Annotated in this window: 21 protein-coding genes; 11 read left to right on the top strand and 10 right to left on the bottom strand. The window is 72.7% G+C overall.

Annotated features, from left to right (window positions below; all coding sequences use genetic code 11):
* Positions 1-46: 46 nt before the first annotated feature.
* Together AC29IT_RS27685 and AC29IT_RS27690 are read right to left on the bottom strand one after the other, a co-directional pair.
* Positions 47-748 carry a thioesterase II family protein gene (locus tag AC29IT_RS27685; RefSeq protein ID WP_488220625.1) on the bottom strand — a complete coding sequence of 234 codons (702 nt, stop codon included), beginning with the start codon at positions 746-748 and terminating at the stop codon, positions 47-49.
* A complete protein-coding gene (locus AC29IT_RS27690) occupies positions 745-933 on the bottom strand; it encodes a hypothetical protein (protein WP_488220626.1) in 189 nt (62 codons plus the stop codon). Before AC29IT_RS27690 ends, AC29IT_RS27685 begins: the two co-directional genes overlap by 4 nt.
* 466 nt (positions 934-1,399) lie before the next feature.
* Between AC29IT_RS27690 and AC29IT_RS27695 the strand changes: the two genes are divergently transcribed.
* Positions 1,400-1,612: a hypothetical protein gene (locus AC29IT_RS27695; RefSeq protein WP_358437251.1), complete on the top strand. Its 213-nt coding sequence runs from the start codon at positions 1,400-1,402 to the stop codon at positions 1,610-1,612.
* A gap of 92 nt (positions 1,613-1,704) precedes the next feature.
* Here the strand turns inward: AC29IT_RS27695 and AC29IT_RS27700 are convergent, their stop codons facing one another.
* Positions 1,705-2,292, bottom strand: a complete 588-nt coding sequence (locus tag AC29IT_RS27700) for a TetR/AcrR family transcriptional regulator (RefSeq protein ID WP_358437249.1) — start codon at positions 2,290-2,292, stop codon at positions 1,705-1,707.
* A 208-nt stretch (positions 2,293-2,500) separates the two neighbouring features.
* On the opposite strand from AC29IT_RS27700, the gene AC29IT_RS27705 reads away from it, so the two are divergent.
* From AC29IT_RS27705 to AC29IT_RS27715, 3 genes are read left to right on the top strand one after another with little or no spacing between them, the layout of a single operon-like run.
* Complete coding sequence (locus tag AC29IT_RS27705; protein ID WP_358437246.1) at positions 2,501-2,953, top strand: (2Fe-2S)-binding protein; 453 nt, start codon at positions 2,501-2,503, stop codon at positions 2,951-2,953.
* Positions 2,940-3,899 (top strand): FAD binding domain-containing protein, encoded by a 960-nt coding sequence (locus AC29IT_RS27710; protein ID WP_358437243.1) that lies wholly within the window; start codon positions 2,940-2,942, stop codon positions 3,897-3,899. Before AC29IT_RS27705 ends, AC29IT_RS27710 begins: the two co-directional genes overlap by 14 nt.
* Positions 3,899-6,073 (top strand): xanthine dehydrogenase family protein molybdopterin-binding subunit, encoded by a 2,175-nt coding sequence (locus AC29IT_RS27715; RefSeq protein ID WP_488220627.1) that lies wholly within the window; start codon positions 3,899-3,901, stop codon positions 6,071-6,073. The genes AC29IT_RS27710 and AC29IT_RS27715 overlap by 1 nt, the downstream gene beginning before the upstream one ends.
* A 45-nt stretch (positions 6,074-6,118) precedes the next feature.
* Here AC29IT_RS27715 and AC29IT_RS27720 read toward each other — a convergent pair whose 3' ends face one another.
* A complete protein-coding gene (locus AC29IT_RS27720; protein ID WP_488220628.1) occupies positions 6,119-7,486 on the bottom strand; it encodes a class I SAM-dependent methyltransferase in 1,368 nt (455 codons plus the stop codon).
* Between the two features lie 654 nt (positions 7,487-8,140).
* Here AC29IT_RS27720 and AC29IT_RS27725 point away from each other — a divergent pair.
* On the top strand, positions 8,141-8,431 hold the full coding sequence (locus AC29IT_RS27725; RefSeq protein ID WP_358437234.1) for a hypothetical protein: 291 nt from the start codon (positions 8,141-8,143) through the stop codon (positions 8,429-8,431).
* 209 nt (positions 8,432-8,640) lie between these two features.
* On the top strand, positions 8,641-10,872 hold the full coding sequence (locus AC29IT_RS27730) for a terpene synthase family protein (RefSeq protein WP_488220629.1): 2,232 nt from the start codon (positions 8,641-8,643) through the stop codon (positions 10,870-10,872).
* A gap of 282 nt (positions 10,873-11,154) precedes the next feature.
* Here AC29IT_RS27730 and AC29IT_RS27735 read toward each other — a convergent pair whose 3' ends face one another.
* Entirely contained in the window at positions 11,155-12,387 is a 1,233-nt protein-coding gene (locus AC29IT_RS27735) for a sodium:proton exchanger (protein ID WP_488220630.1), read from the bottom strand.
* A gap of 542 nt (positions 12,388-12,929) precedes the next feature.
* On the opposite strand from AC29IT_RS27735, the gene AC29IT_RS27740 reads away from it, so the two are divergent.
* The 4 genes from AC29IT_RS27740 (at position 12,930) to AC29IT_RS27755 (ending at position 18,529) form a co-directional block, all read left to right on the top strand.
* Complete coding sequence (locus AC29IT_RS27740; RefSeq protein WP_488220631.1) at positions 12,930-13,694, top strand: class II glutamine amidotransferase; 765 nt, start codon at positions 12,930-12,932, stop codon at positions 13,692-13,694.
* A gap of 281 nt (positions 13,695-13,975) precedes the next feature.
* The gene (locus AC29IT_RS27745; RefSeq protein ID WP_488220632.1) at positions 13,976-15,592 is read left to right on the top strand and encodes an APC family permease; all 1,617 of its coding nucleotides are present in this window, start codon (positions 13,976-13,978) and stop codon (positions 15,590-15,592) included.
* 343 nt (positions 15,593-15,935) lie between these two features.
* Positions 15,936-17,168, top strand: a complete 1,233-nt coding sequence (locus AC29IT_RS27750) for an LLM class flavin-dependent oxidoreductase (protein ID WP_488220633.1) — start codon at positions 15,936-15,938, stop codon at positions 17,166-17,168.
* The gene (locus AC29IT_RS27755) at positions 17,165-18,529 is read left to right on the top strand and encodes an NtaA/DmoA family FMN-dependent monooxygenase (RefSeq protein ID WP_488220634.1); all 1,365 of its coding nucleotides are present in this window, start codon (positions 17,165-17,167) and stop codon (positions 18,527-18,529) included. Before AC29IT_RS27750 ends, AC29IT_RS27755 begins: the two co-directional genes overlap by 4 nt.
* 51 nt (positions 18,530-18,580) lie before the next feature.
* Here AC29IT_RS27755 and AC29IT_RS27760 read toward each other — a convergent pair whose 3' ends face one another.
* The 3 genes from AC29IT_RS27760 to AC29IT_RS27770 are packed head-to-tail and all read right to left on the bottom strand — an operon-like array spanning position 18,581 to position 20,976.
* Positions 18,581-19,747, bottom strand: coding sequence for an MFS transporter (locus AC29IT_RS27760; RefSeq protein ID WP_488220635.1), 1,167 nt, complete (start codon positions 19,745-19,747; stop codon positions 18,581-18,583).
* 15 nt (positions 19,748-19,762) lie between these two features.
* Positions 19,763-20,611 (bottom strand): SDR family NAD(P)-dependent oxidoreductase, encoded by an 849-nt coding sequence (locus tag AC29IT_RS27765; RefSeq protein WP_488220636.1) that lies wholly within the window; start codon positions 20,609-20,611, stop codon positions 19,763-19,765.
* Positions 20,608-20,976 carry a MerR family transcriptional regulator gene (locus tag AC29IT_RS27770; protein ID WP_488220637.1) on the bottom strand — a complete coding sequence of 123 codons (369 nt, stop codon included), beginning with the start codon at positions 20,974-20,976 and terminating at the stop codon, positions 20,608-20,610. Before AC29IT_RS27770 ends, AC29IT_RS27765 begins: the two co-directional genes overlap by 4 nt.
* Positions 20,977-21,117: 141 nt before the next feature.
* On the opposite strand from AC29IT_RS27770, the gene AC29IT_RS27775 reads away from it, so the two are divergent.
* Positions 21,118-22,239 carry an NADH:flavin oxidoreductase gene (locus AC29IT_RS27775; protein WP_488220638.1) on the top strand — a complete coding sequence of 374 codons (1,122 nt, stop codon included), beginning with the start codon at positions 21,118-21,120 and terminating at the stop codon, positions 22,237-22,239.
* A 110-nt stretch (positions 22,240-22,349) separates the two neighbouring features.
* Here the strand turns inward: AC29IT_RS27775 and AC29IT_RS27780 are convergent, their stop codons facing one another.
* Together AC29IT_RS27780 and AC29IT_RS27785 are read right to left on the bottom strand one after the other, a co-directional pair.
* On the bottom strand, positions 22,350-22,508 hold the full coding sequence (locus tag AC29IT_RS27780; protein ID WP_358437176.1) for a hypothetical protein: 159 nt from the start codon (positions 22,506-22,508) through the stop codon (positions 22,350-22,352).
* A gap of 243 nt (positions 22,509-22,751) precedes the next feature.
* A complete protein-coding gene (locus AC29IT_RS27785) occupies positions 22,752-23,690 on the bottom strand; it encodes a metallophosphoesterase (protein ID WP_488220639.1) in 939 nt (312 codons plus the stop codon).
* Positions 23,691-23,877: the final 187 nt, after the last annotated feature.

Consider the following 23,877-nt stretch of genomic DNA (forward strand, 5'->3'; position numbering starts at 1 on the left):
TGCGCACGTCCCGGAGCTTCCGATCAGCGGAGAAGCGCCCGCGGCACTAGGCCCCGGCGAAGCCCAGCACGTCCTCCCGGATCGCGGCCAGGACGTCCGGGGACAGGTAGAAGTGGCCGCCGGGGAACGCCCGGCTGCGGAACGGACCCGTCGTCGACTCCTGCCAACCGGCGAACTCCTCCGCGCTGATCGCCGAGTCCTGCTCGCCCACCATGGCCACCACCGGGCAGCGCAGCCGGCGGTCGGCGGGCGCCTGGAACGTTTCGCTGAGCAGCAGGTCCGCTCGCAGCGTCGGCAGGAACAGCTCCACCAGTTCCGGGTCGGCCAGCACTTCGGGGGCCGTTCCACCCATGTCGCGCACCGCCGCGAGCAGCCCGGCGTCGGAGAGGGTGCCCATCCGGCGGCCGCGGGCGGGCAGGTGCGGCGCGCGGCGCCCGGAAGCCAGCACCGCCAGCGGATCGGTGCGGTGCGCGACCTCCCAGGCCACCGCCGCACCCATGCTGTGCCCGAAGAACGCGTACGGCCCGGTCAGCTCGGGCGCCAGTTCGGCGGCGAGCTGATCGGCGAGCGCCGCCATGTCCGTCGGCGGCGGTTCGGCGATGCGTGCCTCGCGGCCGGGCAGCGCGACCGGCACGGTCTCGATCCCCGGCCCCAGCGGCCAGCCCCGGTAGTCGGCGGTGCCCCCGCCGCCGTGCGGGAAGCAGAACAACTTGATGGTGCGCACCGCACCGTCCTCTCGACTCGTCATGTGTAGCGCCGGTACTTCCACACCGACAGCGGGACGAAGACCAGCAGCACCCCGCCGATCCACAGCGACGCACCCAGCAGCGAACCGCCCACCGGGCCGCCGAGCAGCGAGTTCCGGCAGGTGTCGGTGACCAAGGTAGTCGGGTTCACCCGCGCGAAAGCGCAACCGGCCGGCATGGTGTCCAACGGCACGACCGTGGAGCTGCCGAACCGCAGCGGGATCGTCCAGACGAAGCCGCCCTATCGCGACGACCGGACGGGCCGGGGCCCGGTGACCGCGCGGCGCGGCCCGCTCCCCGGCAGCACCGGGCCATCCCGCGCCAGAGCGGGTCGGTCGACAAGCCGCACGTCCGGGTGCGGTTCGGTTCGGCTGATGGGGAGACCGCACCGCTCGATCTTGCGGGCGACCGGCCCCCACCCCTCCGGATTCGATCCGGGCCGACGCGATCCGCGGAACGCTGCGGCATCGTCCAGCGCGTCACCGGAATTTTCCGCACCGCCACCGAGCTCTGTTTCGCGACGCGACGCTGACGGGCGGGCGAGGGGATTCCCTCCGCTCACGGACGCGAGGCTCCGGGGCGGGCGGGATCGGGTTGACTGGGACGCGCAGCGGCCTCGGTTCCGAGGCCGTCCCGATCACGAGCGAGGTCCGATGACGCGCAAGATCCTGACCACCGCCGCGCTGGCCGGCTGCCTGTTCTCCGTCGCCGCACCGGCCGCCATGGCCGCGGACTGGCGACCGGTCGGCAGCAGCACGAACAAGGCGGCGCTGGAGGCCCAGTGCGCCGCGGGCAAGGCCGCCGGGAACTGGAACGAGTGCGATTACAAGAAGATCGGCAACGTCTGGAACCTGTTCGTGCGCTGACCCGGCGGCCGTGCCGCCGATCCGCGGCGGGGTCGATCAGGTCGCCGAGCGCGAGCGCTCCCCCGTCCCGGGGATCGCTCGTCGCGGTCCGGTCACCGGTCGTTCTCCGGGCAGCAGCGGGACATCCCGCGCCACAGCAGGTCGATGAGGTCCTCGGTCTGGGCGCGCCAGGCGCCGTGCTGGTCGAGGAAGAGCAGGCCGCCGAGGCCGCGCAGCACGACCTCCGGGTCGAGGTCGGCGCGGACGGTGCCGGCTTCGGCGTTGGCGGCCAGCAGCGCCGCGACGGAGCCGACCATCGCCTCGTGCGCGGTCTTCGGCAGTTCGCCGCGGGCAGCGGTGGCGGCGCTGAGCGCGTTCGCGAGGCCGCGCTTGGTCATCATGTAGTGCGCCAGGTGGTCCGTGGTCCACACCCGGAACGCCTGCTCCGGCGGGTGGCTCTCCAGCAGGCTGGGCACCACGTCGACCAGGTGCCGCACTTCGCGCTGGTAGACGGCGAGGATGAGGTCCTCCGGGGCCGGGAAGTGGCGGTAGACGGTGCCGACGCCGACTCCGGCCCGCTTGGCGATCGCGTTGAACGACACCTCGCCACAGCTCGACAGCGAGTCCGCGGCCGCCGCGAGGATCAGCTCGTGGTTGCGCCGCGTGTCCGCACGCCGGTGGTTCACCGCACCCGTGCTCATCGTTCCTCCCGTTTCCGCTCTGCCGCTGAGAGCCTCCCGACCTGCGAATACCGGCCACTTCCGCACACGTTTGCCGACCGGATACTAATCCGCTAATCTCGATATCGGACAGCGGATTTTTATCCGGTTCCCGGCGCGACGTAGCCAACGCCCCCACCACATCATGCCGCCCGGCTCCGGGGCGCAGTACAGGCGGAGAAGAGTTCCTTTGCACATCTCACTCGAAGTCAACGGCAGCCAGGAGCAGCTCGACGCCGAACCCGGCGTGACGCTGCTCGACGCGCTCCGCGAACGACTCGACATCACCGGACCCAAGAAGGGCTGCGACCGCGGCCAGTGCGGCGCGTGCACCGTGCACGTGGACGGCCGCCCCGTGCTCTCCTGCCTCACCCTCGCGGCCACCGTGAAAGCACCGGTGACCACCGTGGAGGGACTGGGCGAGGACGCGGAGCTGACCCCGCTGCAGCAGGCGTTCGTCGACCAGGACGCCATGCAGTGCGGGTTCTGCACCTCCGGGCAGATCATGTCGGCCCAGGCGGCCATCGACCAGGACGTCACCGACGTCCGCGAGTTCATGTCCGGCAACCTGTGCCGCTGCTCGGCCTACCCGAACATCATCGCCGCGATCGACCAAGCGAGGGGCACCGATGCGACAGTTTGAGCTCACCACCCCCGGCTCCGTCGAAGCGGCCACCGCGGAACCGGCCACCTTCCTGGCCGGTGGCACGACGCTGGTCGACCTGATGAAGCTGGACGTGCTCACCCCGCAGCGGGTGCTGGACATCAACGAGCTGCCGCTGCGCGGCCTCGACGCCGCCGACGGGTTGCGGATCGGCGCGCTGGAGCGGATGAGCGACATCGCCGCGCACCCTGGCGTCTACCCGATGATCTCGCGGGCGCTGCTGCTCAGCGCCTCCCAGCAGCTGCGGAACATGGCGAGCATCGGCGGGAACCTGCTGCAGCGCACCCGCTGCACCTACTTCCGCGACGTCGCGATGCCCTGCAACAAACGCGAACCCGGTAGCGGGTGCCCCGCGTTGGACGGGGCGAACCGGATGCACGCGGTGCTCGGCACCAGTGATTCCTGCTTGGCCACCCACGCCAGTGACGTCGCGGTCGCGTTCACCGCGCTCGACGCCGAAGTGCGGCTGCTGAGCTCCGAAGGCGCCCGCACCGTGCCGCTCGCCGAGTTCTACCGCGTCCCCGGTGACACCCCGGACGTCGAGAACGACCTGCGCCCGGGCGAGCTGATCACCGAAGTGGTGGTCCCGCGCCTGGACTGGGCCGCGAACTCCACCTACGTCAAGGTGCGCGACCGCCAGTCCTACGAGTTCGCGCTGTGCTCGGCCGCCGTCGCGCTGGACGTGCAGGACGGCCGCATCGCCGACGCGCGGATCGCGGTCGGCGGCGTGGCCACCGTGCCGTGGCGGCTGCACGCCGTCGAAGAGGCGCTGCGCGGCGCCCCCGCCACCGAGGAGTCCTTCGAGCGCGCCGCGGGTGCGGCCGCCGACGGCGCCCGGACGCGAGGCGCGAACGGCTTCAAGCCGGCCCTGCTGAAGCGGACCGTGATCCGCGCGCTGCTCGAACTGACCGAGGAGGACCGCTGATGCCCAGTCGACTCGACGGGCCGGTCAAGGCCACCGGCCGGGCCAAGTACGGGGTGGACCACAACCTGCCCGGCACGGCCTACGGATACCTCGCGCTCAGCACCATCGCGCACGGCGAGATCGCGTCGATGGACCTCGCCGCGGCCCGCGCCGCCGCCGGGGTGCTCGCCGTGTACTCGCCGTTCGACCCGCTGGAGCTGAGCACGCCGACGCTCCCCGCGTTCGGCGACACCTGGGTTCCGCTGCAGGACAAGGAGGTCGCGTACTACGGGCAGCCGATCGCGTTCGTGGTCGCAGAGACCTTCGAGCAGGCGCGCGACGCCGCGCTGCTCATCGAGGTCGCCTACCACGAGCGGCCCGCGCTGACCTCGCTGGCGGAGGGGCTCGCGACCGCCGAGGACGCGCCGAGCTCCGACCACGGCGGCGGCCCGTCCCTGGACATCCTCGCCGACGGCGTCGAGTCCATCGAGGACGCGCTGGCCGCCAGCGCCGTGGTGGTGTCCGAGACCTACTCGACCGCACCGCAGAACCACGCGCCGATGGAGCCACATTCGGCCGTGGCGTATTGGGATTCCACCGGACTGACCATCCACAGTGGAACGCAGGGCTCCGACATGCAGGCCGCGGAGCTGTCGATGGCGCTCGGGGTCGAGATGTCCCGGGTGCACGCGCTGAACCCGTACGTCGGGGGCGCGTTCGGCGGCAAGGGCCGCACCTCGGCGCCCGCGTTCCTCGCGGCCGCCGCGTCCCGCGACCTCGGCCGGCCGGTGAAGGCCTCCCTGACCCGCGAGCAGGTGTTCACCGCCACCGCGGGCCGCGCCGCCACCGTGCAGGAGGTCTCGCTCGGCGCCGACGCGGACGGGACGCTCGTGGCGGTGCGGCACGACTCGTGGTGCAGCACCGGCATGGACCGCTCCTTCGTGGAACCGACCTCGCACGGCACCTCCCGCGAGTGGTACGCCACCCCGAACCTGTCGCTGCGGCAGAAGATGGTGCCGCTGAACCTGCCGCCCACCACGTTCATGCGCGCCCCCGGCGAAGCCCCCGGGTCGTTCGCGCTGGAGAGCGCGATGGACGAACTCGCGGTGGCGCTGGAGATGGACCCGATCGAGCTGCGGATGCGGAACAGCTCGATCGCCCCGCCCGGCAAGGACCTGCAGTGGTCGGCGAAGTACCTCGACGACTGCTACCGGATCGGCGCCCAGCGCTTCGGCTGGGACCAGCGCACCCCGCGCGGGCGCACCGACGGCGACTGGCTGGTGGGCCTCGGCACCGCCACCGCCATGTTCCCGGCGCTGCGCTTCCCCGCCTCGGTGCGGGTCACGCTCACCGCGGACGGCAGGGCGGAGGTCGCCACCAGCGGCGCCGACCCCGGCACCGGTCTGCTGACCGTGCTCTCGCTGGTGGGGGCCGAGACGCTGGACATCGCGCCGGAACGGGTCACGCCGAAGCTGGGCGACTCCTCGCTGCCCGCGGGCGGCATGTCCGGTGGTTCCACGGCGACCGCCAGCGCGGGTTCCTCGGTGATGCTCGCGGCCTCCACGGTGCTCGACTCGCTGCTGGAACTGGCGGCCGCGCCCGGCGCGCCGTTCGAGGGCGCCGAGGTCACCTACGCGGACGGACAGGTGTTCGCCGACGGGCGGAGCATGCCGTTCGGCGAGCTGCTGCGGGCGGTGGGCCGCGACTCGTTGTCGGAAACCGGCTCCACCGCGCCCGGCGAGGAGCTGACCAAGCACTCGTTCAGCTCGTTCGGCGCCCAGTTCTGCGAGGTCCGGGTGCACCGCTGGACCCGGGAGGCCCGGGTGTCCCGGCTGCTCGGGGTGTTCGACGCGGGCCGGATCATCAACGAGAAGGCCGCCCGCAGCCAGCTCAGCGGCGGCATGATCTGGGGCGTCTCGGCGGCGCTGCACGAGGCGATGGAGGTCGAGCCCAACGGCCGCATCGCCAACGGGGACTTCGCCGGCTACCTGCTGCCGGTGCACGCCGACATCCCCGACATCGACGTGCAGTTCGTCGAGCACCCGGACACCCTGCACAACCCGGTGGGGGCGAAGGGCGTCGGCGAGATCGGCACCGTCGGCCTGGCCGCGGCGGTCGCCAATGCCGTCTACAACGCCACCGGCACCCGCGTCCGCCACATCCCCATCACCATCGAGGACCTCCTCGAGGTCTGACGGCCTCCCCGGGACGTGCGAACCCGCACGTCCCGGGGTGACCGATCACGCTCGTTTTCTGGTGGTGAGGAAGAGGAAGGTGCTCGGGCCGCCGGCGTCGACCACGTCCAGGCCCGCTTCGTCGCAGGCGCGCGCGAGGTCGTCGAGGTCGAAGGAGCGCAGGCCGAAGATGCGTTCGTGGCAGCGTTGGAAGTGGCGTTGGAAGGAGCGGGTGCCGGGCCGGTAGGTGGTGGCGGTGAAGGTTCCCGCCGGGTGCAGGCAGCGGGCGATCTCGGCGATGACCCGCCGCGGCTCCGGCAGCACGTGCAGCGCGTCGGAGCAGTTCACCGCGCCGAGGAACCCGTCGGGGAACGGCAGGGCGCGGGCGTCGCCCTCGGTGAACAGCACGCCGGGGACCGCGAACCGGGCGACCTCCAGCAGCGCCGCCGCCGAGTCCAGGCCGAGCACGCGATCCGGGCCGACCTGCTCCGCCAGCACCCGCGTCCAGCGGCCCGCGCCGCACGCCACGTCGAGCACCGGGCCGGGCGCGGGACGCAGGTTCCGGCGCAGGTAGGCGTCCTCGTCGCGGACCGAGACGGTCCGGTCCCAGTTGGCTCCGGGCACCGTGGCGGATTCGGGGCGCAGCAGTTCGGCGTCGCGCACCGCGACCGGGTCGTGCTCCAGCAGCCGCCGGTACGCGCCGGGCGGCACGGTCCCGGTGAACTGGGGCGGATCGGGCAGCTCCGGCCAGCCGATCTCCTGCTGCACCTGGTGTTCGGCGCGGGCGCCCTGGTAGGCGAGCAGCGCCGCGGTCTCCGCCTCCCACAGGTCCGCGAGTTCCGCACCGGCCCGGGCGGGGCCGGTGACCGGCACGAGCGGCTCCCAGAAATCGGGCGACGGCCAGGACCGCCCGAGCTGGGCGGTGCGGGTGGGATCGGTGAGGTCCGGGGCGGTCAGGCAACGCCGGATGCGGGACAGCTCCGCTTCGTCGGTGATCCGCCCCGCCACCGGCAGGATGCGATCGCGGTGCGCCGGGAAGTGCGCCAGCAGGTACAGCACCGCGGTGCGCAGGCACTGCTCGGTGTCGGGCCGTTCCAGCAGCCGCAGCGGCGCGTCGAGGCGTTCGGTGAACACGTCCCGGATCTGTCCGGGCAGGTACGAGCGGGTCGCGTCCTCCCCGGCGAGCAGCCCGAGCAGCACCGCGACCCGCGGCCGGTTGGGGTGCGGCGGGCCGGTGAGCACCTCCATCGGCCCGACCAGGTCGGCCGGGCCCACGGCGGCCGGGTCGAGCAGCTGTTCGGCGAGCCGGGTGAAGGCGGCATCGGCCGTGCCCCGGTCCGGGTGCGCCAGCGCGGCCCGCAGACCGCCCCAGCCGTGACCGGGTTCGCGGTCCGCTGGGACCCGGTGCAGTCCCGGTTGCTCTTGTGCACGCATCGACTCGACTCCTTCGCTGTTCCCACCGCTGCCCCGCGGCACCCGAGCGCCCGGGCCGGGAGGCGCCCGGGGCGCGGCAACGCCGAATTCGGGAAGCGGTCGGGGACCCCTGTCGCGGGGCGGGATGTGCGGATCTGAAGGGGCGCGTCGTTGCGCCGGATCGCGGTCGGCGGAGATCCGCGCGACTGACCGCGGGGCCCGGACCTCCTCGTCCGGGGCGCGTTCGCCGCAGGCGGGCCGGGATCGATCCATCATGGACGCATCGGACCTGCGGTGACCACCACCGAAAGCGTTTTCCTGCGTCCCCGCGTCGAGTGAGCACCGGACCGCTCCTGATCACCGACGGTGGATCCGCACTCGCACGACCGACCCCGTCGGCGCGGTGCACCTCCCCCCAACGGGTAGCCGTCGCCGATCTTCCTTGCCGTGCGCACGACGGCGCTGCCATGCTCGGCCGCGCCTTCCGGCGGTCGATCGCCGGTGCGCGCCGGGAGACCCGATCCACGATCCCGGTCGCGCGGAAATCCCTGCGCCGCAACGCATTCCCGTCCCGGCGCGACGGCGCGCAGGCGCCCGCTCCCCCGCTCCCGCGGAGATCCAGGAGAACACGATGCGCATCCCGTTATGCAGTGCCGCGGTTCCGCCGGTGCCGCGATGAGCGGCGACGAGCTGGCCCGCGCCCAGGCGATCCTCAGCGACCTCTGCTTCGCCCCGTGCGCCCGCCACCCGGAGGACCGGATCCGCGACCACCTGGAGCTCGACCCGGCCGAGATCGCCGAGCTGGAGCTGCAGCTGCGCAGCAGGCACCACATCCACCTCGACCTGTGGGACGCCTTCGACCACACGCTCGCCGAGCTCGCCGCCATGCTGGCCGACGGCGCCGCGACGCCCCTTCGGGAGGTGACTCCCGCCCCGGCGCACCACTCGATCAGGCCACGGCGTTGACGGTGCGCGACGGGTTCTGCCCGGGGGCCTTGGGCCGGGCGGGTGAGACGTTCCCTCTCGATCGAGTGCACCTGTCGTCGCGATCTTGGCCCGTTGCTCGAAACCTGGTTGCCTGCTCCACCGAGACCACTCCCCGTGGGCCGGACGGCGCATCCCGACGGCCCCAGCCGACCCCCGCCCGCCCCGGCGGAGTTAGGACAGGTGCGCACGTGCAACCGTTCCAGCTGCCCGAGTTCTACGTGGCTCATCCGGCGAGGCTGAACCCGCACCTGGAGCGCGCCCGCCGCCACACCAAGGAATGGGCCTACCAGCAGGACATGATCGACGTCCCGCAGCAGGGCATCGCGATCTGGGACGAGCAGGACTTCGACGCGCACGACTACGCGCTGCTGTGCGCCTACACCCACCCCGACGCGCCCGGCCCCGAACTGGACCTGGTCACCGACTGGTACGTGTGGGTCTTCTACTTCGACGACCACTTCCTGGAGCTGTACAAGCGCACCCACGACATGGCCGCCGCCCAGGAGCACCTGGACCGGCTGGCGCTGTTCATGCCGATCGAAGGGCCCATCACCGAGACGCCGCGCAACCCGGTCGAGGGCGGCCTGGCCGACCTGTGGAACCGGACCGTGCCCGCCCGGTCGGCGGACTGGCGGCGGCGGTTCGTGGAGAGCACCCGCAACCTGCTCGACGAATCGCTGTGGGAGCTGCACAACATCAACCGCGGCCGCCTGTCCAACCCCATCGAGTACGTGGAGATGCGGCGCAAGGTCGGCGGCGCCCCCTGGTCGGCGAACCTGGTGGAGCACGCGGTGAACGCCGAGGTGCCCGCGGAGATCGCCGCGACCCGGCCGATGGAGGTGCTGCGCGACACGTTCTCCGACGCGGTGCACCTGCGCAACGACCTGTTCTCCTACGAGCGCGAAGTGCTCGACGAGGGCGAGCTGTCCAACGGGGTGCTCGTGTTCGAGCGGTTCCTGGACTGCGCCACGCAGGACGCCGCGGAGGCGGTGAACGACCTGCTGACCTCGCGGCTGCACCAGTTCGAGCACACCGCGCTCACCGAGGTGCCCGCCCTGTTCGAGGAGCACCAGGTGGACCCGGCCGCGCGCGCCGGGGTGTTCGCCTACGTGAAGGGCTTGCAGGACTGGCAGTCCGGCGGGCACGAGTGGCACCTGCGCTCCAGCCGCTACATGAACGGCGAGACCCGCGACGACCCGGTCCCGGCGAACGGGCTGTCCGGGCCGACGGGGCTGGGCACCTCCGCCGCGCACATCGCCACCTCGCTGCTGCGCACCGCGCCGCAACGCGCCCGGTCGTTCCGGCACCAGCCGTACCAGCCGGTGGGCCCGGTGCCGCGCCAGGCGATGGACATGCCGTTCACCGCGAAGTCCAGCCCGCACCTGGACCACGCGCGCGAGCACACCGTGGAGTGGGCGCACCGGATGGGCCTGCTGGACGGTTCGGTGTGGACCGAGCAGCTGATCCGGGACTTCGACCTGGCGCTGTGCGCCTCCGGCATCCACCCGGACGCGAGCGCCGAGCAGCTGGACCTCTCCACCGACTGGCTGGCCTGGGGCACCTACGGCGACGACTTCTACCCGGTGGTGTTCGGCCGCACCGGCGACTACGCCTCCGCGAAGGTGTGCACCGAGCGGCTGCCGCTGTTCATGCCGGTCGAGGACGAGCCGGTGCCGGAGCCGGCGAACGCGCTGGAGGTGTCGCTGCTGGACCTGTGGCGGCGCACCACCGCGCCGATGGGCACCGATGCGCGCCGCACGTTCCGCCGCACCATCGTCGTGATGATCGACAGCTGGTTGTGGGAGCTCGGGAACCAGCTGCAGAACCGGATTCCGGACCCGGTGGACTACATCGAGATGCGACGCCGCACGTTCGGCTCGGACCTGACGATGAGCCTGTGCCGCCTCTCGCACGGGAACGTGGTGCCGCCGGAGATCTACCGGACGCGGACGCTGCGGTCCATCGAGAACTCGGCGGCGGACTACGCGTGCCTGCTCAACGACGTGTTCTCGTACCAGAAGGAGATCGAGTACGAGGGCGAGCTGCACAACTGCATCCTGGTGGTGCAGAACTTCCTGGACTGCGACAAGGACCACGCGGTGCGGGTCGTCGTGGACCTGATGAACGCGCGGATGAGCCAGTTCCAGCACGTGGTGGCCGAGGAGCTGCCCGCGCTGTTCGAGCAGTTCGACCTGGACGACGCGGCCCGCGAAGTGCTGCTCGGCTACGTGGAGGAGCTGCGGAACTGGCTGTCCGGGATTCTGGTGTGGCACGACGGCTGCTACCGCTACCAGGAGTCGGCGCTGCGCAGGCAGCCCGCGGCGGCGCCGGTGGTGGCGGCCGCGGTGCTGGGCGGTGCGACCGGGATGGGCACATCAGCAGCCCGCATCGCGGAGACCCTGCGTGCCGGGGTGAGTTGATCCCGTTTCGTAGGGCTCGGGTGGCGGAACCTCACTGCCTGCCTTTGAACCGGGTTTGCATAGCACTCGGGTAGCGGAACCTCAGCGGTTCCCTCGCTGCGGGATCGATTTCTCATGTACCAAGCCCGTACACAGCGAAATCGCTGTCCTCGCGAGGGAACCGCTGAGAACCCGCCGGTGGTCCGGTTGATCAGGTGGTCGGTAGCTCAGCGGCTTCGCCGCTGACAAGACACTGCAAGGCCGCCTGCGGTCGAGTTCGACGACGAGTGTGCGGAGCGACCGTCAGGTGCCGGTGGTGATGGGCCGCGGGCTCTCCTCGTCGTCGGTGCTGCGGCGGAACGGGGCCGCGAGGGTCGGCAGGACGTGGTGCCGGTTGCGGATCAGCGCCGCGATGGCGAGCACCGCGTACACCGCGCACAGCACGTAGCGCGCGGTCTGGCCGGGCAGCGCGAACTGCGCGGCGAACAGCCCGAGCAGCGTCCACGCCGCCCAGCGCGGGAACCGCAGCGCCAGCAGCGCGGCCACGCCCAGCAGCGTCTGGGTCGCGGTGAGCAGGAACTCCTCGATCTGCCGGGCGTCCAGGTGCAGCGCAGTGCCGCCGCCACCGGCGAGGTAGGCCAGCGGGAGGCTGCCGACGAGCAACGTCCACTGGTTCACCTTGCTGGAGATGAGGGTGCCGATCGCGTCGTCGCCCTTGCCGCGGATCGCGAACAGGATCGCCACGATGAACTCCGGCGCCTCGGAGGCCAGCGGCGCCAGCCACTGCACCAGCAGGAACCGGTCGATGCCGAGCTCGGTGCCCGCGGCGATCAGGTTGTGCGCGAACGGTTCGGCGCAGGCGAGGATGACGGCGGCGGCGAACACGAACAGCACCACCACCAGGGTTCGGCGCGGCCGCTGCGGCAGCCGGCCGATGGTGGCGGCCGGACCGACCAGGTCCGGTTCCCCGACCTCGGCGCGGGAGACCTTCCACAGGTAGAAGACGAAGAACCCGAGCAGGGCGAAGCCGAGCAGCAGCGAGATCCGCCCGGTCGCGGGCACGACGAACGCGACGACGGAGGCGATGGCCAGGAACCCGAGCTCCACCCGATACGGGGAGTCCAGGGTCAGCTCGCGCACCGTCGCACCGGTCCGCTTCTTCGCGACGGCGAGCCCGATCAGCACCACCGAGGACCAGCCGAGGCCCAGCAGCAACCGGTTCGAGCCGGTCATGTTCGCGGCCGCGTAGGCGACGTACTCGGGGTTCGACCCCGCGGTGTAGGCGAAGTACAGGTCGACGGCGTACTCGGGAAGCACGGCGATCACGGCGAGGATCGCGATCGCCAGGCCACCGGAGATGTCGACCTGCGCGGCCTCGGCGGCCCAGGCGAGCACGAACGAGGCGGCGACGACGGCCATGCCGAACAGCAGCAGGCCGAGCAGCGGCGCCGGGGCCGCTCCGGTGGCGCGCACGACGAGCGCGGGCGCGGTGAGCGCGGCGCACAGCCCGATCGGGCGCAGCAGCTTGACGAACACGGGGGTCCTTCCTGGACGGTGGCGCCTCGCCGGGACGTCCAGGGGGTCTCGGCCAGGCGGTGCGACGGCTGGCCGAAGGTCTCGCCCACCCGGCTTCGGCCGGGCCCCGCCGCCGGAGAACGCGGGGTTCTCAGCATGTCGACAGCGGGATTGCGGGCTACTCCCCTTCGGAACGACTACGAGGCTGCCACCTGCGGAGATGTCGCCACAACCGATGATCGGAACGCCCCCGCGGCGAGATTTCCGCCGCGCCGCACCGGATTCGTCCCGTCGGCACGCCGAAACCCGCCGAACGGCGTCCCGCAGGACCGGGCGTGCCCAGGGACGCCGCGCGGTGGCCGGTGCGACCGCGGCGGGGTCCCGGTGGTCCCGGCCCCGGCACCCGGAATCCGGCGGCGTGAGCACGCTCACGTCCTCGGGTGCGGCGCACCGCACGGCGACCGGTGATCGGCGGATGGCGTAGTTTTGCTCCCAGGTGACGGGATTCCCGGTGAGGGATTTCCCGACGCCGTCCCCGACCGCCCCGCTCCCAGGGAGTAGCCATGTGCCGTTTGCTCGGTGTCGTCGCCCGCGAACCCGCGACGCTCGGCGACCTGCTGGCGGAGGAAATCCCTGAAATCCTGGAGTTGTCCCGGGAACACGCGGACGGCTGGGGAATCGCGTCCTGGTCCGGGGCGGAGGCGGCGGTGGCGCGCGACGTCGCCGCGGCGCACGACTCGGCCCGGTTCGAGGCGGCGACCCGCACCGAGCTGGACTCGGGGCTGCTGCACATCCGGCTCGCCAGCTCCGGTTCACCGGTGGCACCGCAGAACACGCACCCGTTCATCGCGCCGGGAATCGCCTTCGCGCACAACGGTTTCTTCGCCCCGAAGGACGCGCTGGACGCGGTGATCCCGGGCGAGCTGCTGGCCACCGCGGCGGGCAACACCGACTCGGAGCGCTACTTCCTGCTGCTGCGCGCGCTGCTGCGCGAGCACGACCCGGCCACGGCGATCTCGCTGGCGGCCGCGCGGATCCGGGCTCGTGCCACCGAATTCGCCAGCTTGAACTGCCTGCTGCTGACCGAGGACGCGCTGTACGCGTACTCCGAGGAGGACCCGGAGTCCGAGGTGAGCAAGCGCCGCGGGCCGGACTTCTTCCGGCTGCGCTACCACGCCACGGCGGACCGGGTCGCGGTCGGTTCGAGCGGGATGCCGTCCGCGGAGGCGGACTGGACGCTGCTGCCGTACCGCCAGGTGCTGGAGATCGGTCGCGGCGACCTGCGGGTCACCGTCCACCCCGAACTCCCGGCGGTCACCGCGGCCTGACCCGTCCGCTTCGCCCGGTTCGCGGCCGGTTCCGCGCCGAACCTGGAACGAACCTTCCCACGATGTGGTACGCCCGCGAAGTGCCGTCGGCAGCGCTTTCCGGCGCTCCGGGCGGGTTTTGCGGGGCCCCGTCCGCTCGGGTACAAACGATCACGCACTTGATCAGGAAGTGCTCGGGTCCCGCGGACATCGCCGCCGCGGACCGATTCTCCCCGTGACGCGCCCCGCACCTCGGGTGCCCGCGCGCGTCCGCCGTTGACCCCGGGAAGCCGAGAACCACCATGAACAGCCCAGCACCACCCGCCGACACCACGTCCACATCGGACGGTTCGGCGCACTCCCCCCGCCTGCGCAAGGAGCTCGGCTTCTGGAGCCTGACCGCGATCGGGTTCAGCGGCATCATGGGCTCCGGCTGGCTGTTCGGCGCCCAGTACGCCGCGCAAGCCGCCGGCCCCGCCTCGCTGCTGTCCTGGGTGGTCGGCGGCGCCGCGTTCACCCTCATCGCGCTGGTGCTCATCGAACTGGGTGCGAGCCGCCCGGTCGCCGGTGGCATCGTGCGCTGGCCGTTCCTGTCCAACGGCCCGCTGACCGCGGGGATCGTCGGCTGGTCGGTGCTGCTGGCCACCAGCAGCGCCACCGCGGCCGAGGCCTCCGCCATCACCCAGTACGCCAGCCACTACCTGCCGTGGCTCTACGAGGACGACGCGCTGACCGCGCCCGGCCTGGTGCTCTCCGCCGCGCTGCTGGCGCTGGTGATGCTGTTGAACTGGTTCGGCGTGCGGCTGTTCGCGCGGGTCAACTTCGCGCTCACCGCCATCAAGTTCGGCGTTCCGGTGATCACGCTGGTCGCGCTGCTGGCATCCGGGTTCTCCCAGGGCGGCGACCCGGTGGCCGCGGGCGGCGGGTTCGCCCCGTACGGCTGGACGGCGGCGCTGAGCGCGGTCGCCACCGCCGGGATCATCTACACCATCAACGGTTTCGCCCCGACGATCGATCTGGCCGCCGAGGCCCGCGACCCGCGCCGCGACATCCCGCGTGCGGTGCTCACCGCGATCGGGCTGGCGGTGCTGCTGTACCTGGGCCTGCAGGTGGCGTTCCTGTACGCGGTGCCGGAGAGCGCGCTGGCCGGTGGCTGGCACGGCATCGACTTCAGCTCCCCGTTCGGCGAGCTCGCGCTGCTGCTGAACCTGGGCTGGCTGGCCGCGCTGCTCTACGCCGACGCGGTGGTCTCCCCTGGCGGGGCGCTGCTGGTCGGCATCGCGGGCAACAGCCGCGTCACCTACGCGATGGCGCGCAACGGCGCGCTGCCGAAGCGGGTCACCGAGGTGCACGCCGGGTCGGGCGTGCCGCGGGCTGCGCTGCTGGTGAACTTCACGCTGGCGCTGATCCTGCTCGCCCCGTTCGACGGCTGGCAGGACATCATCGGCGTGGCGGGCAACCTGTTCCTGCTGAACTACTCGGTGGCGGCCGTGTCGGCGGCGGCGTTCCGGCGGGCCCGCCCGGACGCGGTGTCCGGCTGGGTGCCGGGGATGCGCTGGCTCACGCCGCTGAGCTTCGTGGTGTCCGCCGAGATCATCTACTGGTCGAAGTGGGACAAGCTGAGCGTGGTGCTGCCGCTGGCGCTGCTCGCGGTGCCGCTGTTCGCGCTGATCACCAAGTACCGCGGGGCGTTCCTCGCGCAGCTGCGGCAGAGCGCGTGGCTGATCACCTACCTGGTGGTGCTGTTCGCGATCTCGGCGCTGGGCGGTTTCGGCGGCACCGAGCTGATTCCGGCGCCGCTGGACAGCGCGCTGGTCGCCGTCGGCGCGCTGCTGATCTACTTCTGGGGCGCTCGCTCCGGTGAGCGGCACCTGGCGAACTCGGACGCGGACGCCGACGAGCGGGAGATCACCGACTGACCGGACACCGCGGCGGCCCGACCGCCGCACCGGAACGGCTCGCGGCGCACCACCGGCCGCGGGCCGTTCCGCGTTTCCGGGCCCGCCACCAGCGGCGTCCCGCATCGTGGCCACAGCGGCGCGGTGGGGCGCGGCGAACGTAGAGTTCTCGGTGCGGCGAGCGGGAAACCCGGCTCGCCACCGCCCGGCGAGGGAGGAACCGATGCGGGACACCGTGCGCGGCCCCGGTTTCCGGGGCGCCCGCCGACGGCACGTGGACCTGCTGCGCATCGCCAGCGCGGCCTGTCGCTGAGCAGCTCGCTCGCGTCCGGTTCCGCTCCCTCCGCAGGAGGTCCGTCCCCGCATGTCCGCACATCCCGAGCACCCGCTGCACCTGGCCGTCGCGCTCGACGGCGCCGGGTGGCATCCCGCCGCGTGGCGCGATCCGCAGGCCACGCCACAAGCGCTGTTCACCCCCGGCTACTGGACGGCGCTGGTCCGCGCCGCCGAACGGGGCCTGTTCGACTTCGCGACGATCGAAGACGCACTGGGCCTGCAGTCCGACGACCACCTCAGCACCACCGACCGCCGCACCGACCGGGTGCGCGGCAGGCTCGACGCGGAGCTGATCGCCGCGTTCGTCGCGCCGCTGACCAGCAGGATCGGCCTGGTGCCGACGGTCACCACGACGCACACCGAGCCGTTCCACCTCGCCTCGGCGCTCGCCACGCTGGACCACGACAGCCTGGGCCGCGCGGGCTGGCGGGTGCAGAGCTCGGTGCGCTCCGACGAGACCGCGCACTTCGGGCGGCGCGCCCTGCCCGAGATCCGCCGCGAGCTCCTCGGCACCCCGGAGGTCGACGCCGCGGTGGCCGACCTGTTCGAGGAGGCCGCGGATGCCGTCGAGGTGGTCCGCCGGTTGTGGGACAGCTGGGAGGACGACACCGAGATCCGGGACGCCGCCACCGGCCGTTTCCTGGACCGGGACAAGCTGCACCACGTCGACTTCAGCGGCCGGTTCTTCTCGGTCCGCGGTCCCGGGATCGTGCCGCGCCCGCCGCAGGGCCAGCCGCTGGTGGTGGTGCTGGCGCACGGCCGGACCGCCTACGAGCTGGCGGCCCGCTCGGCGGACGTGGTCCTCGTGACGCCGCAGCAGGCGAGCGACGTGCCGCGGATCGTCGCCGAGGTGCGCGCGGCCGAACGGGCCGTGGGCCGCACCGGCGCTCCGCTGCGCGTCCTCGCCGAACTGGTCGTCGCGGTGGACGCGGACGCGGCCGCCGCCCGGGACCGGGTGCGGCGGCTCGACGAGCTGGCCGGTGCGCCGCTGCGCTCCGATGCCGCGATCGTCACCGGTTCCCCTGCGGAGCTGGCCGACGTGCTGCAGGAGTGGCGGGCGGCGTCGCCGGAGCTCGACGGGTTCCGGCTGCGGCCCGCGGCGCTGCCCACCGATCTCGACGCGCTCGCCGACGGGCTGGTGCCCGAGCTGCAGCGGCGCGGCGCGTTCCGCACCGAGTACGACACCGTCAGCCTGCGCGAGCGCTTCGGGCTGGCGCGCCCGGCCAGCAGGTACGCGAACACCGCGGAGGTGGCCCGATGAGCGCGGCCAAGCAGGTGGTCCTCGGCGCCTACTTCCCCGGCGTCAACCACGACACCGTGTGGAGCGACCCGGCCTCGGGCAGCCACATCGACTTCGCGTCCTTCGAGCACTGGGCGCGCACCGCCGAGCGCGGCAAGCTGGACCTGCTGTTCCTCGCCGAAGGGCTGCGGCTGCGCACCCGCGGCGAGGCGATCTTCGACCAGGACGTGGTGGGGCGCCCGGACACGTTCACCGTGCTGGCCTCGCTGGCCGCGGTCACCGAGCACGTGGGGCTCGCCGGGACGATCAACTCGACGTTCAACGAGCCGTACGAGCTGGCCCGCAAGTTCGCCACCCTCGACCTGCTCTCCGGCGGGCGGGCGGCGTGGAACGTGGTGACCAGCTTCGACGCGCCCACCGGGGAGAACTTCCGGCGAGGCGGGTTCCTGCACCCCGCGCAGCGCTACGAGCGGGCCGGGGAGACGCTGGCGGCGACGCGGCGGCTGTGGGACTCGTGGGGCTCGGACGCGGTGGTGGCCGACCGGGCGACCGGCCGGTTCCTGCGCGACGAGCACGTCGGCGACTTCGCGTTCCGCGGCGAGCAGTTCGACATCGCCGGGCGGTTCGCCACGCCGCGGTCGCCGCAGGGTCATCCGGTGGTGTTGCAGGCCGGGGAATCGCCTGCGGGGCGGGACTTCGCGGCGGCGAACTCGGACGCGATCTTCTCCCGATACCAGCGGTTCGACGAGGCGCGCGCGTTCTACACCGACGTGAAGGCGCGGGTGCGCAAGGCGGGCCGGGACCCGGACGAGGTGAAGATCCTGCCGTCGGCCGCGATCATCCTCGGTGACACCGAGGCCGACGCCCGCGACCGGCACGCCGACATCCGCAGCCGCCAGGTGGACCCGTTCACCTCGATCGTGCTGGCCGAGACGGTGTGGAACCGGGATCTGTCCGATGTGGACCCGGACGGGCCGGTGCCGGACCTGGAGCCGACGCCCGAGGCCCCCAAGTGGATCAAGGGCCGGGCGCCGTTGACGCAGGACGCGCACGCCACCGCCGAGGCCTGGCGGGAGCTGGGCCGCCGCGAGGGGCTCACGTTGCGGCAGGTGGTGACGAAGGTGTTCGACCGCAACGTCTTCGTCGGCACCCCGTCCTCGGTGGCCGCCGAGATCGACCGCTACGTGCGGGAGGGGGCGGTGGACGGGTTCATCCTCGGCTCGCACGTGAGCCCGTCCGGCCTCGACGAGGTGGTGGATCGGGTGGTCCCGCTGCTGCAGGACCGCGGCGTGTTCCGCACCGAGTACACCGGTACGACGCTGCGGGACAACCTCGGCCTCGCACCGGCGTCCCGCTTCGGCGAACCCGGCACCGCCGGCTGATCCACCAGGTGAATGGCCCATCGGCCCGGTCACAACGGGCGAATGGGCCATTCACCCGAGTGGTCCGGGGGCTCGGCGGAGCGAGGTCGCGGCCAGCAGCACCAGGAGCGCGGCCAACGGGGCGGTGCAGGTGGCGGCGAAACCCCAGCGCGCGTCCAGGTCGTAGAGCGGAACCCACAGCACCGGCGCCAGCGCCCCGCCGAAGAACTGCGCCGCCAGCGCCAGCGACGCCGCCCCGCCCCGGTTCGACGGGGCGCTCGTCACGGCGAGCTCGTTGACGATGGTGCGGATGCCGGTGACCGCGGCACCCGCCGCCAGCACCCCCGCGACGACCGGCAGCGGCCCCGGGCCGAGCGCGGCGGCGAGCAACCCGGCCGCGAGCAGCCCGTTCAACACCATCCCCCGCCCCCGCGGCCCGGAGCGCTCCGCCCACCGGCCCAGCGGCCCGGCCGCCGCCACCCCGGCGGCACCGAACGCCGCGCTGACCAGACCTCGTTGCACCGGACCGAAACCGAAGTCGTCCGCGACCCGCAGCACCACCAGCACGGTGAGCCCGATCGCCCCCAGGTAGCTCAGGAACGACAGCGCCGCGGCCAGCCCCAGCCTGCGGTTGAACAGCACCCGCCAGGACACCGCACCGGTGGCCCGGCGCGCCGAGGCGGCCGCGTCCGGTGGCAGCAGCACCAGCACCCCCGCCAGCAGCGCGGGGAAGGCGAACGCGAGCCGCCAGTGCCAGGCCGCCGCCACCCCGGTGAGCAGCGGGCTGAACCCCTGCCCCGCGGCCTGCATCGCCGCGAACCACCCGAGCGCGCGCCCGCGCCGCTCCTCCGGCACCGAGTCGATGATCGAGGCCACCAGCAGCGGCGTGATGAACGCGTTCGCCGCGCCCTGCACGGCCCGCCCGAGCAGGAACACCTCCATCGTCGGCGCCACCGCGCACAGCACCGACACCAGCCCGAACACCACCAGCGAGGCGCGCACCACCCGCCCGCGGCCCCAGCGCTCGGCGAGGGTCCCGGACACCAGCAGCAGCGCCGCGAACGGCACCATGTAGACGGTGACGGAGGCCGCGGCGACCGTCACCGAGCTGTCCAGCCCGACGGCGACCTCGTGCACCATCGGCGTGATCATCGTGCTGCCGTAGGGACCGAGGACCCCGCCCGCGTACAGCGGCCACACCCGAGGTCCGCGGCTCGCCCGGCCGGTCGTCTCACCCATCGGCCGGCGCCGCGATCACCGCACTCCGGGGTGGGGTTCGGCGCCGAGCAGTGCCTCGGTGGTCTGCCACAGCCGGCGGGCCAGGTCCGCGTCCCGGCCCTGCCGCGAGGTGGCTGCGGGGCGCATCCGGTGGTAGTAGCTCCCGTTGACCTCGCCCGGATCCGCCGCCAGGTGCACCAGCGGCTCGGCGCCCCGCTCCGGCCCGAGCAGGAACGTCCGGCCCAGCCGCGTCCGGTACAGCAGCGCGATCCCGCCGCCGCTGTCCCGGCCGAAGCCGGAGCCGACGGTGCCGGGGTGGAAGGCGACCGCGGTGATGCCGGTGTCCGGGGTGCGCCGCGCGAGTTCCTTGACGAACAGCACCTCCGCCAGCTTCGCCTGCCCGTAGGCCTGCAACGACGAGTAGCGGCGGCGGGAGAAGTCCAGGTCCTGCAACGAGATCCGGGCGGCCCGGTGCAGCATGCTGCTGGTCACCACGGTCCGCGCGCGGGACGCGCTGAGCCGCTCGTGCAGCAGCGACTGCAGCAGGAACGGGGCGAGGTAGTTGCTCTGCAGCGTCAGCTCGAACCCGTCCTCGGTGACGCGGCGGTCCGGGACGATGCCGCCCGCGTTGTGCACCAGCACGTCGATGGCCGGGCAGCGCGCCAGCAGCCGGTCGGCCAGCTCGCGCACCTGGGCCAGCGAGGCGAAGTCGGCGACCAGCGGCTCGACGCCGATCTCGGCGGCGACCGCGGCGGTCTTCTCCGGCGAGCGGCCGATCGGGACGACGGTGGCGCCGCGCGCGGCGAGCTCGCGGGCGGCGACGGCGCCGATCCCCGCGCTGGCGCCGGTGAGCACGATGGTGCGGCCGGTCAGGTCCCCGCTCACGCGGCCCGCTCCGAGGTCGTCGGGTGCGCGGCGTGCGAGCAGCCGATGATCGCGTCCAGCCGGTCCCGGGTCCGCACCAGCTCGTCGACCTGCCGGTCGATGCGGTCCCGCTCGGCGACGAGCCGGTCCATCATGCGCGGGTCGGCCTCACCGGTCTCCACGCACGGCAGCAGGCCGAGGATCAGCTTGCTGGACAGCCCGGCGCTGTAGAGCTGCTGGATGAGCCGCACCCGCTCGGCCGCGGCCTCCGCGTAGGTCCGCTGCCCGCTGGGCGTGCGGTCGGCGCGCAGCAGGTGCTGCTCCTCGTAGTACCGCAGCGCGCGGACGCTCACCCCGGTCCGCTCCGCCAGTTCACCGATCCGCATCGGGCCTCCTCGTCTCGTGCGCCGCGCCGCCGGGGCCTCCTGCCGCGCCCGGGTAACCTCGGACACATTTCTTTGCCCCTGACGTCAGCGTCAGGTTTTAGCGTAGCGGACGCAGATCGCACCAGTACCCGAGGAGAGATCGTGTCCAGCAGCAGCACCACCGACCGCGCGGCGAAGGCGCTGTCCCGCCCGTTCGCGCTGGCCGGCATGACCGTGCCGAACCGCATCGCCATGGCACCGATGACGCGCGATCTCTCCCCCGGCGGAGTGCCCGGCGCCGATGTCGCGGCCTACTACGCGCGGCGCGCCGCCGCGGGCACCGGCCTGATCATCACCGAGGGCACCTACGTGGACCACGCCTCGGCCGGGCTCAGCGACTCGATCCCGCGCTTCCACGGCGAGGACGCGCTGGCCGGCTGGAAGAACGTCGTCGCCGAGGTGCACCAGGCGGGCGGGAAGATCGTGCCGCAGCTCTGGCACGTCGGCATGGCCCGTCCCGCGGGCGCCCCGCCGTTCCCGGACGCGCCGCCGATGGGCCCGTCCGGACTCGACCTCAAGGGCGAGGAGGCCGGACAGGCCATGACCCAGGCCGACCTGGACGCGGTCGTCGAGGCGTTCGCCCGGGCCGCCGCGGACGCCGAGCGCGTCGGGTTCGACGGCGTGGAGCTGCACGGCGCGCACGGCTACCTCATCGACCAGTTCCTGTGGGAGCGCACCAACCGGCGCACCGACGCCTACGGCGGCGACCCGGTGGCGCGGACGCGCTTCGCCGCCGAGGTCGTGGCCGCCGTGCGCCGGTCGGTCTCCGCCGACTTCCCCGTCGTGTTCCGCACGTCGCAGTGGAAGATGTACGACTACCAGGCGCGGCTGGCCACCACGCCGCACGAGCTGGAAGCCGTGCTCGCGCCGCTGGTCGAGGCCGGAGTGGACGCCTTCCACGCCTCCACGCGGCGGTACTGGCGCCCGGAGTTCGAGGGTTCCGACCTGAACCTCGCCGGGTGGACGAAGAAGCTCACCGGCAAGCCGTCCATCACGGTCGGCTCGGTGGGGCTGAACCAGGAGTTCACCAAGGCGTTCAGCGGCCAGACCTCCGAGGTCACCGACATCGACGAACTCGTGGAACGCCTGGAGCGCGACGAGTTCGACCTGGTCGCGGTGGGCCGCGGACTGCTCGCGGACCCGCTGTGGAGCGAGAAGGTGCTCTCCGGGCGCCTGGACGAGGTGGCCCCGTTCAGCTCCGAGCTGCTCACCTCGCTGCACTGACCGCACGCGAGACGGCTCCCGCCCGTTCCGGCGAACCGGAGGGCGGGAGCCGTCTCGGCGATGCGTCAGGTCGTTCGTCGCGTCAGGTCGTGGTCGTCACTGCCGGGAGCTCACTTGCGCCAGCCGCCCCAGTGGCCCCAGCCCCAACCGTGGCCCCAGCCCCAGCCGTGGCCCCAGCCGTGACCCCAGCCCCAGCCCCAGCCGTGGCGCCGGTGCCGGCCCCAGCCGCCGGAGCTGTAGACGAAGATGCTCTTCACTTGCATGGTCATTACCTGCTTCCCACGAACCCGGCAGGCGAATTCCGTTCCGTCCACCGGTGCCTCGGTGATGCTGCGGATTCGATGGGAGTCGTTCTTCGCGGCCCCGTACGCGTCGGGTGGTCGTCTCGGCGGGCCAGGCCCGGCGCGATTACGACCCACGCTAGCCGCCGGGCCGGCGGCCGGACCACGGGAATTCGGCCCGTGCACGATGCGTGGCGGGGGCGCCCGCGCGCGCGGCGCCCCCGCACGGCCTCACTCGGTGGTGTTCAGGTCCAGGTCGACGGTGAAGTCGTCCTCGCCGTCGAAGTAGTCCGAGTCGTCCTCGGACGGCGAGTAGGTGTCGACGATCATCTTGCCCGCGTCCACGTCGAACTGGAGCAGCCGCAGGTAGCCGAGCCCGCCCTCGGGCGCGCTCTGGTAGTCCGCGAGGATCTCCGGCACGGTGCGGCCGTCGCCGAGGTCCTTCACGTTGTGCGTGGCACCGTGGTTGTGCCCGCACAGCACGGCCTTCACGTTGCGGTGCGGCTCGACGATCCGGTCGAAGATCTCCTGGCCCTGCTCGCTGTAGGAGCCGTCGGTCTCCAGGTACGCGTGCACGCTGATGATCACCGGGGTGTCGGGGTGCGCGGCGAGGACCTGCTCGGCCCACGCGAAGTCCTCCTCCTGCATGTCCCAGGTCAGCGACAGCATCATGACCTGCTTGCCCGCCACGTCCACGAGGTCGTAGTGCTGGCGGTTGTTCTCGAACGACTCGCCGCGCACCGGCGAACCGGCGAACCGGTCGTCGCCGAAGTAGTCCTCGTACCGCCCGTCCACGTCGTGGTTGCCCTCGACGACGCCGTACGGGAACTTCGCGTCGTCCAGCTTCTTCATGCTGGCGTCGGCGTTCTTCCACTGGTCATCGTCGTCGGAGTCGTCGACGATGTCGCCGGTGTGCGTCGCGTAGCCGATCTTGCGCTCCGCGGCGTTGTCGACGAGCCACTGGGTCTGCGCGTCGAAGTGCTCGGGGTGGCTCTCCGAGTAGTACTGGGTGTCGGGGATCCAGGCGATCGCGGCGTCGTAGCTCGCGGGGTCGGGCAGCTCGGCGGCGCGCGCCCCCGGGCCCGCCAACGCGCTCGGCGCGGTGATCGCGGCGGCGGCGGTCAGGCCGGTGGCGGCCAGGGCGATCAGCAGACGGCGGTCAGGCTTCACTGCGGCTCCTCGGCTCGGCGTACGTCCGGCACATCGTGTCGCCACCGCGTGGAGCCGACCCGACACCACGACGTCGCCCCGGTGAACCACCCCTGAACACGCACCGATCACCGGTTTTCCCGTTCGGACACGGCTTGGACCGTCCGTCGCAGGCATGAGCGCGGAGCCACGACGCGACGCCGGGCCC

This window comes from Saccharopolyspora sp. MMCC62 (assembly GCF_057736575.1).

Bases quoted from the DNA above. Each gene is read 5' to 3' on its own strand.
- AC29IT_RS27720 (WP_488220628.1), bottom strand. From the start codon at position 7,486: ATGCGTGCACAAGAGCAACCGGGACTGCACCGGGTCCCAGCGGACCGC.
- AC29IT_RS27715 (WP_488220627.1), top strand. From the start codon at position 3,899: ATGCCCAGTCGACTCGACGGGCCGGTCAAGGCCACCGGCCGGGCCAAG.
- AC29IT_RS27770 (WP_488220637.1), bottom strand. From the start codon at position 20,976: ATGCGGATCGGTGAACTGGCGGAGCGGACCGGGGTGAGCGTCCGCGCG.
- AC29IT_RS27780 (WP_358437176.1), bottom strand. From the start codon at position 22,508: ATGACCATGCAAGTGAAGAGCATCTTCGTCTACAGCTCCGGCGGCTGG.
- AC29IT_RS27695 (WP_358437251.1), top strand. From the start codon at position 1,400: ATGACGCGCAAGATCCTGACCACCGCCGCGCTGGCCGGCTGCCTGTTC.
- AC29IT_RS27685 (WP_488220625.1), bottom strand. From the start codon at position 748: ATGACGAGTCGAGAGGACGGTGCGGTGCGCACCATCAAGTTGTTCTGC.
- AC29IT_RS27740 (WP_488220631.1), top strand. From the start codon at position 12,930: ATGTGCCGTTTGCTCGGTGTCGTCGCCCGCGAACCCGCGACGCTCGGC.
- AC29IT_RS27760 (WP_488220635.1), bottom strand. From the start codon at position 19,747: ATGGGTGAGACGACCGGCCGGGCGAGCCGCGGACCTCGGGTGTGGCCG.
- AC29IT_RS27750 (WP_488220633.1), top strand. From the start codon at position 15,936: ATGTCCGCACATCCCGAGCACCCGCTGCACCTGGCCGTCGCGCTCGAC.
- AC29IT_RS27755 (WP_488220634.1), top strand. From the start codon at position 17,165: ATGAGCGCGGCCAAGCAGGTGGTCCTCGGCGCCTACTTCCCCGGCGTC.
- AC29IT_RS27745 (WP_488220632.1), top strand. From the start codon at position 13,976: ATGAACAGCCCAGCACCACCCGCCGACACCACGTCCACATCGGACGGT.
- AC29IT_RS27710 (WP_358437243.1), top strand. From the start codon at position 2,940: ATGCGACAGTTTGAGCTCACCACCCCCGGCTCCGTCGAAGCGGCCACC.
- AC29IT_RS27700 (WP_358437249.1), bottom strand. From the start codon at position 2,292: ATGAGCACGGGTGCGGTGAACCACCGGCGTGCGGACACGCGGCGCAAC.
- AC29IT_RS27725 (WP_358437234.1), top strand. From the start codon at position 8,141: ATGAGCGGCGACGAGCTGGCCCGCGCCCAGGCGATCCTCAGCGACCTC.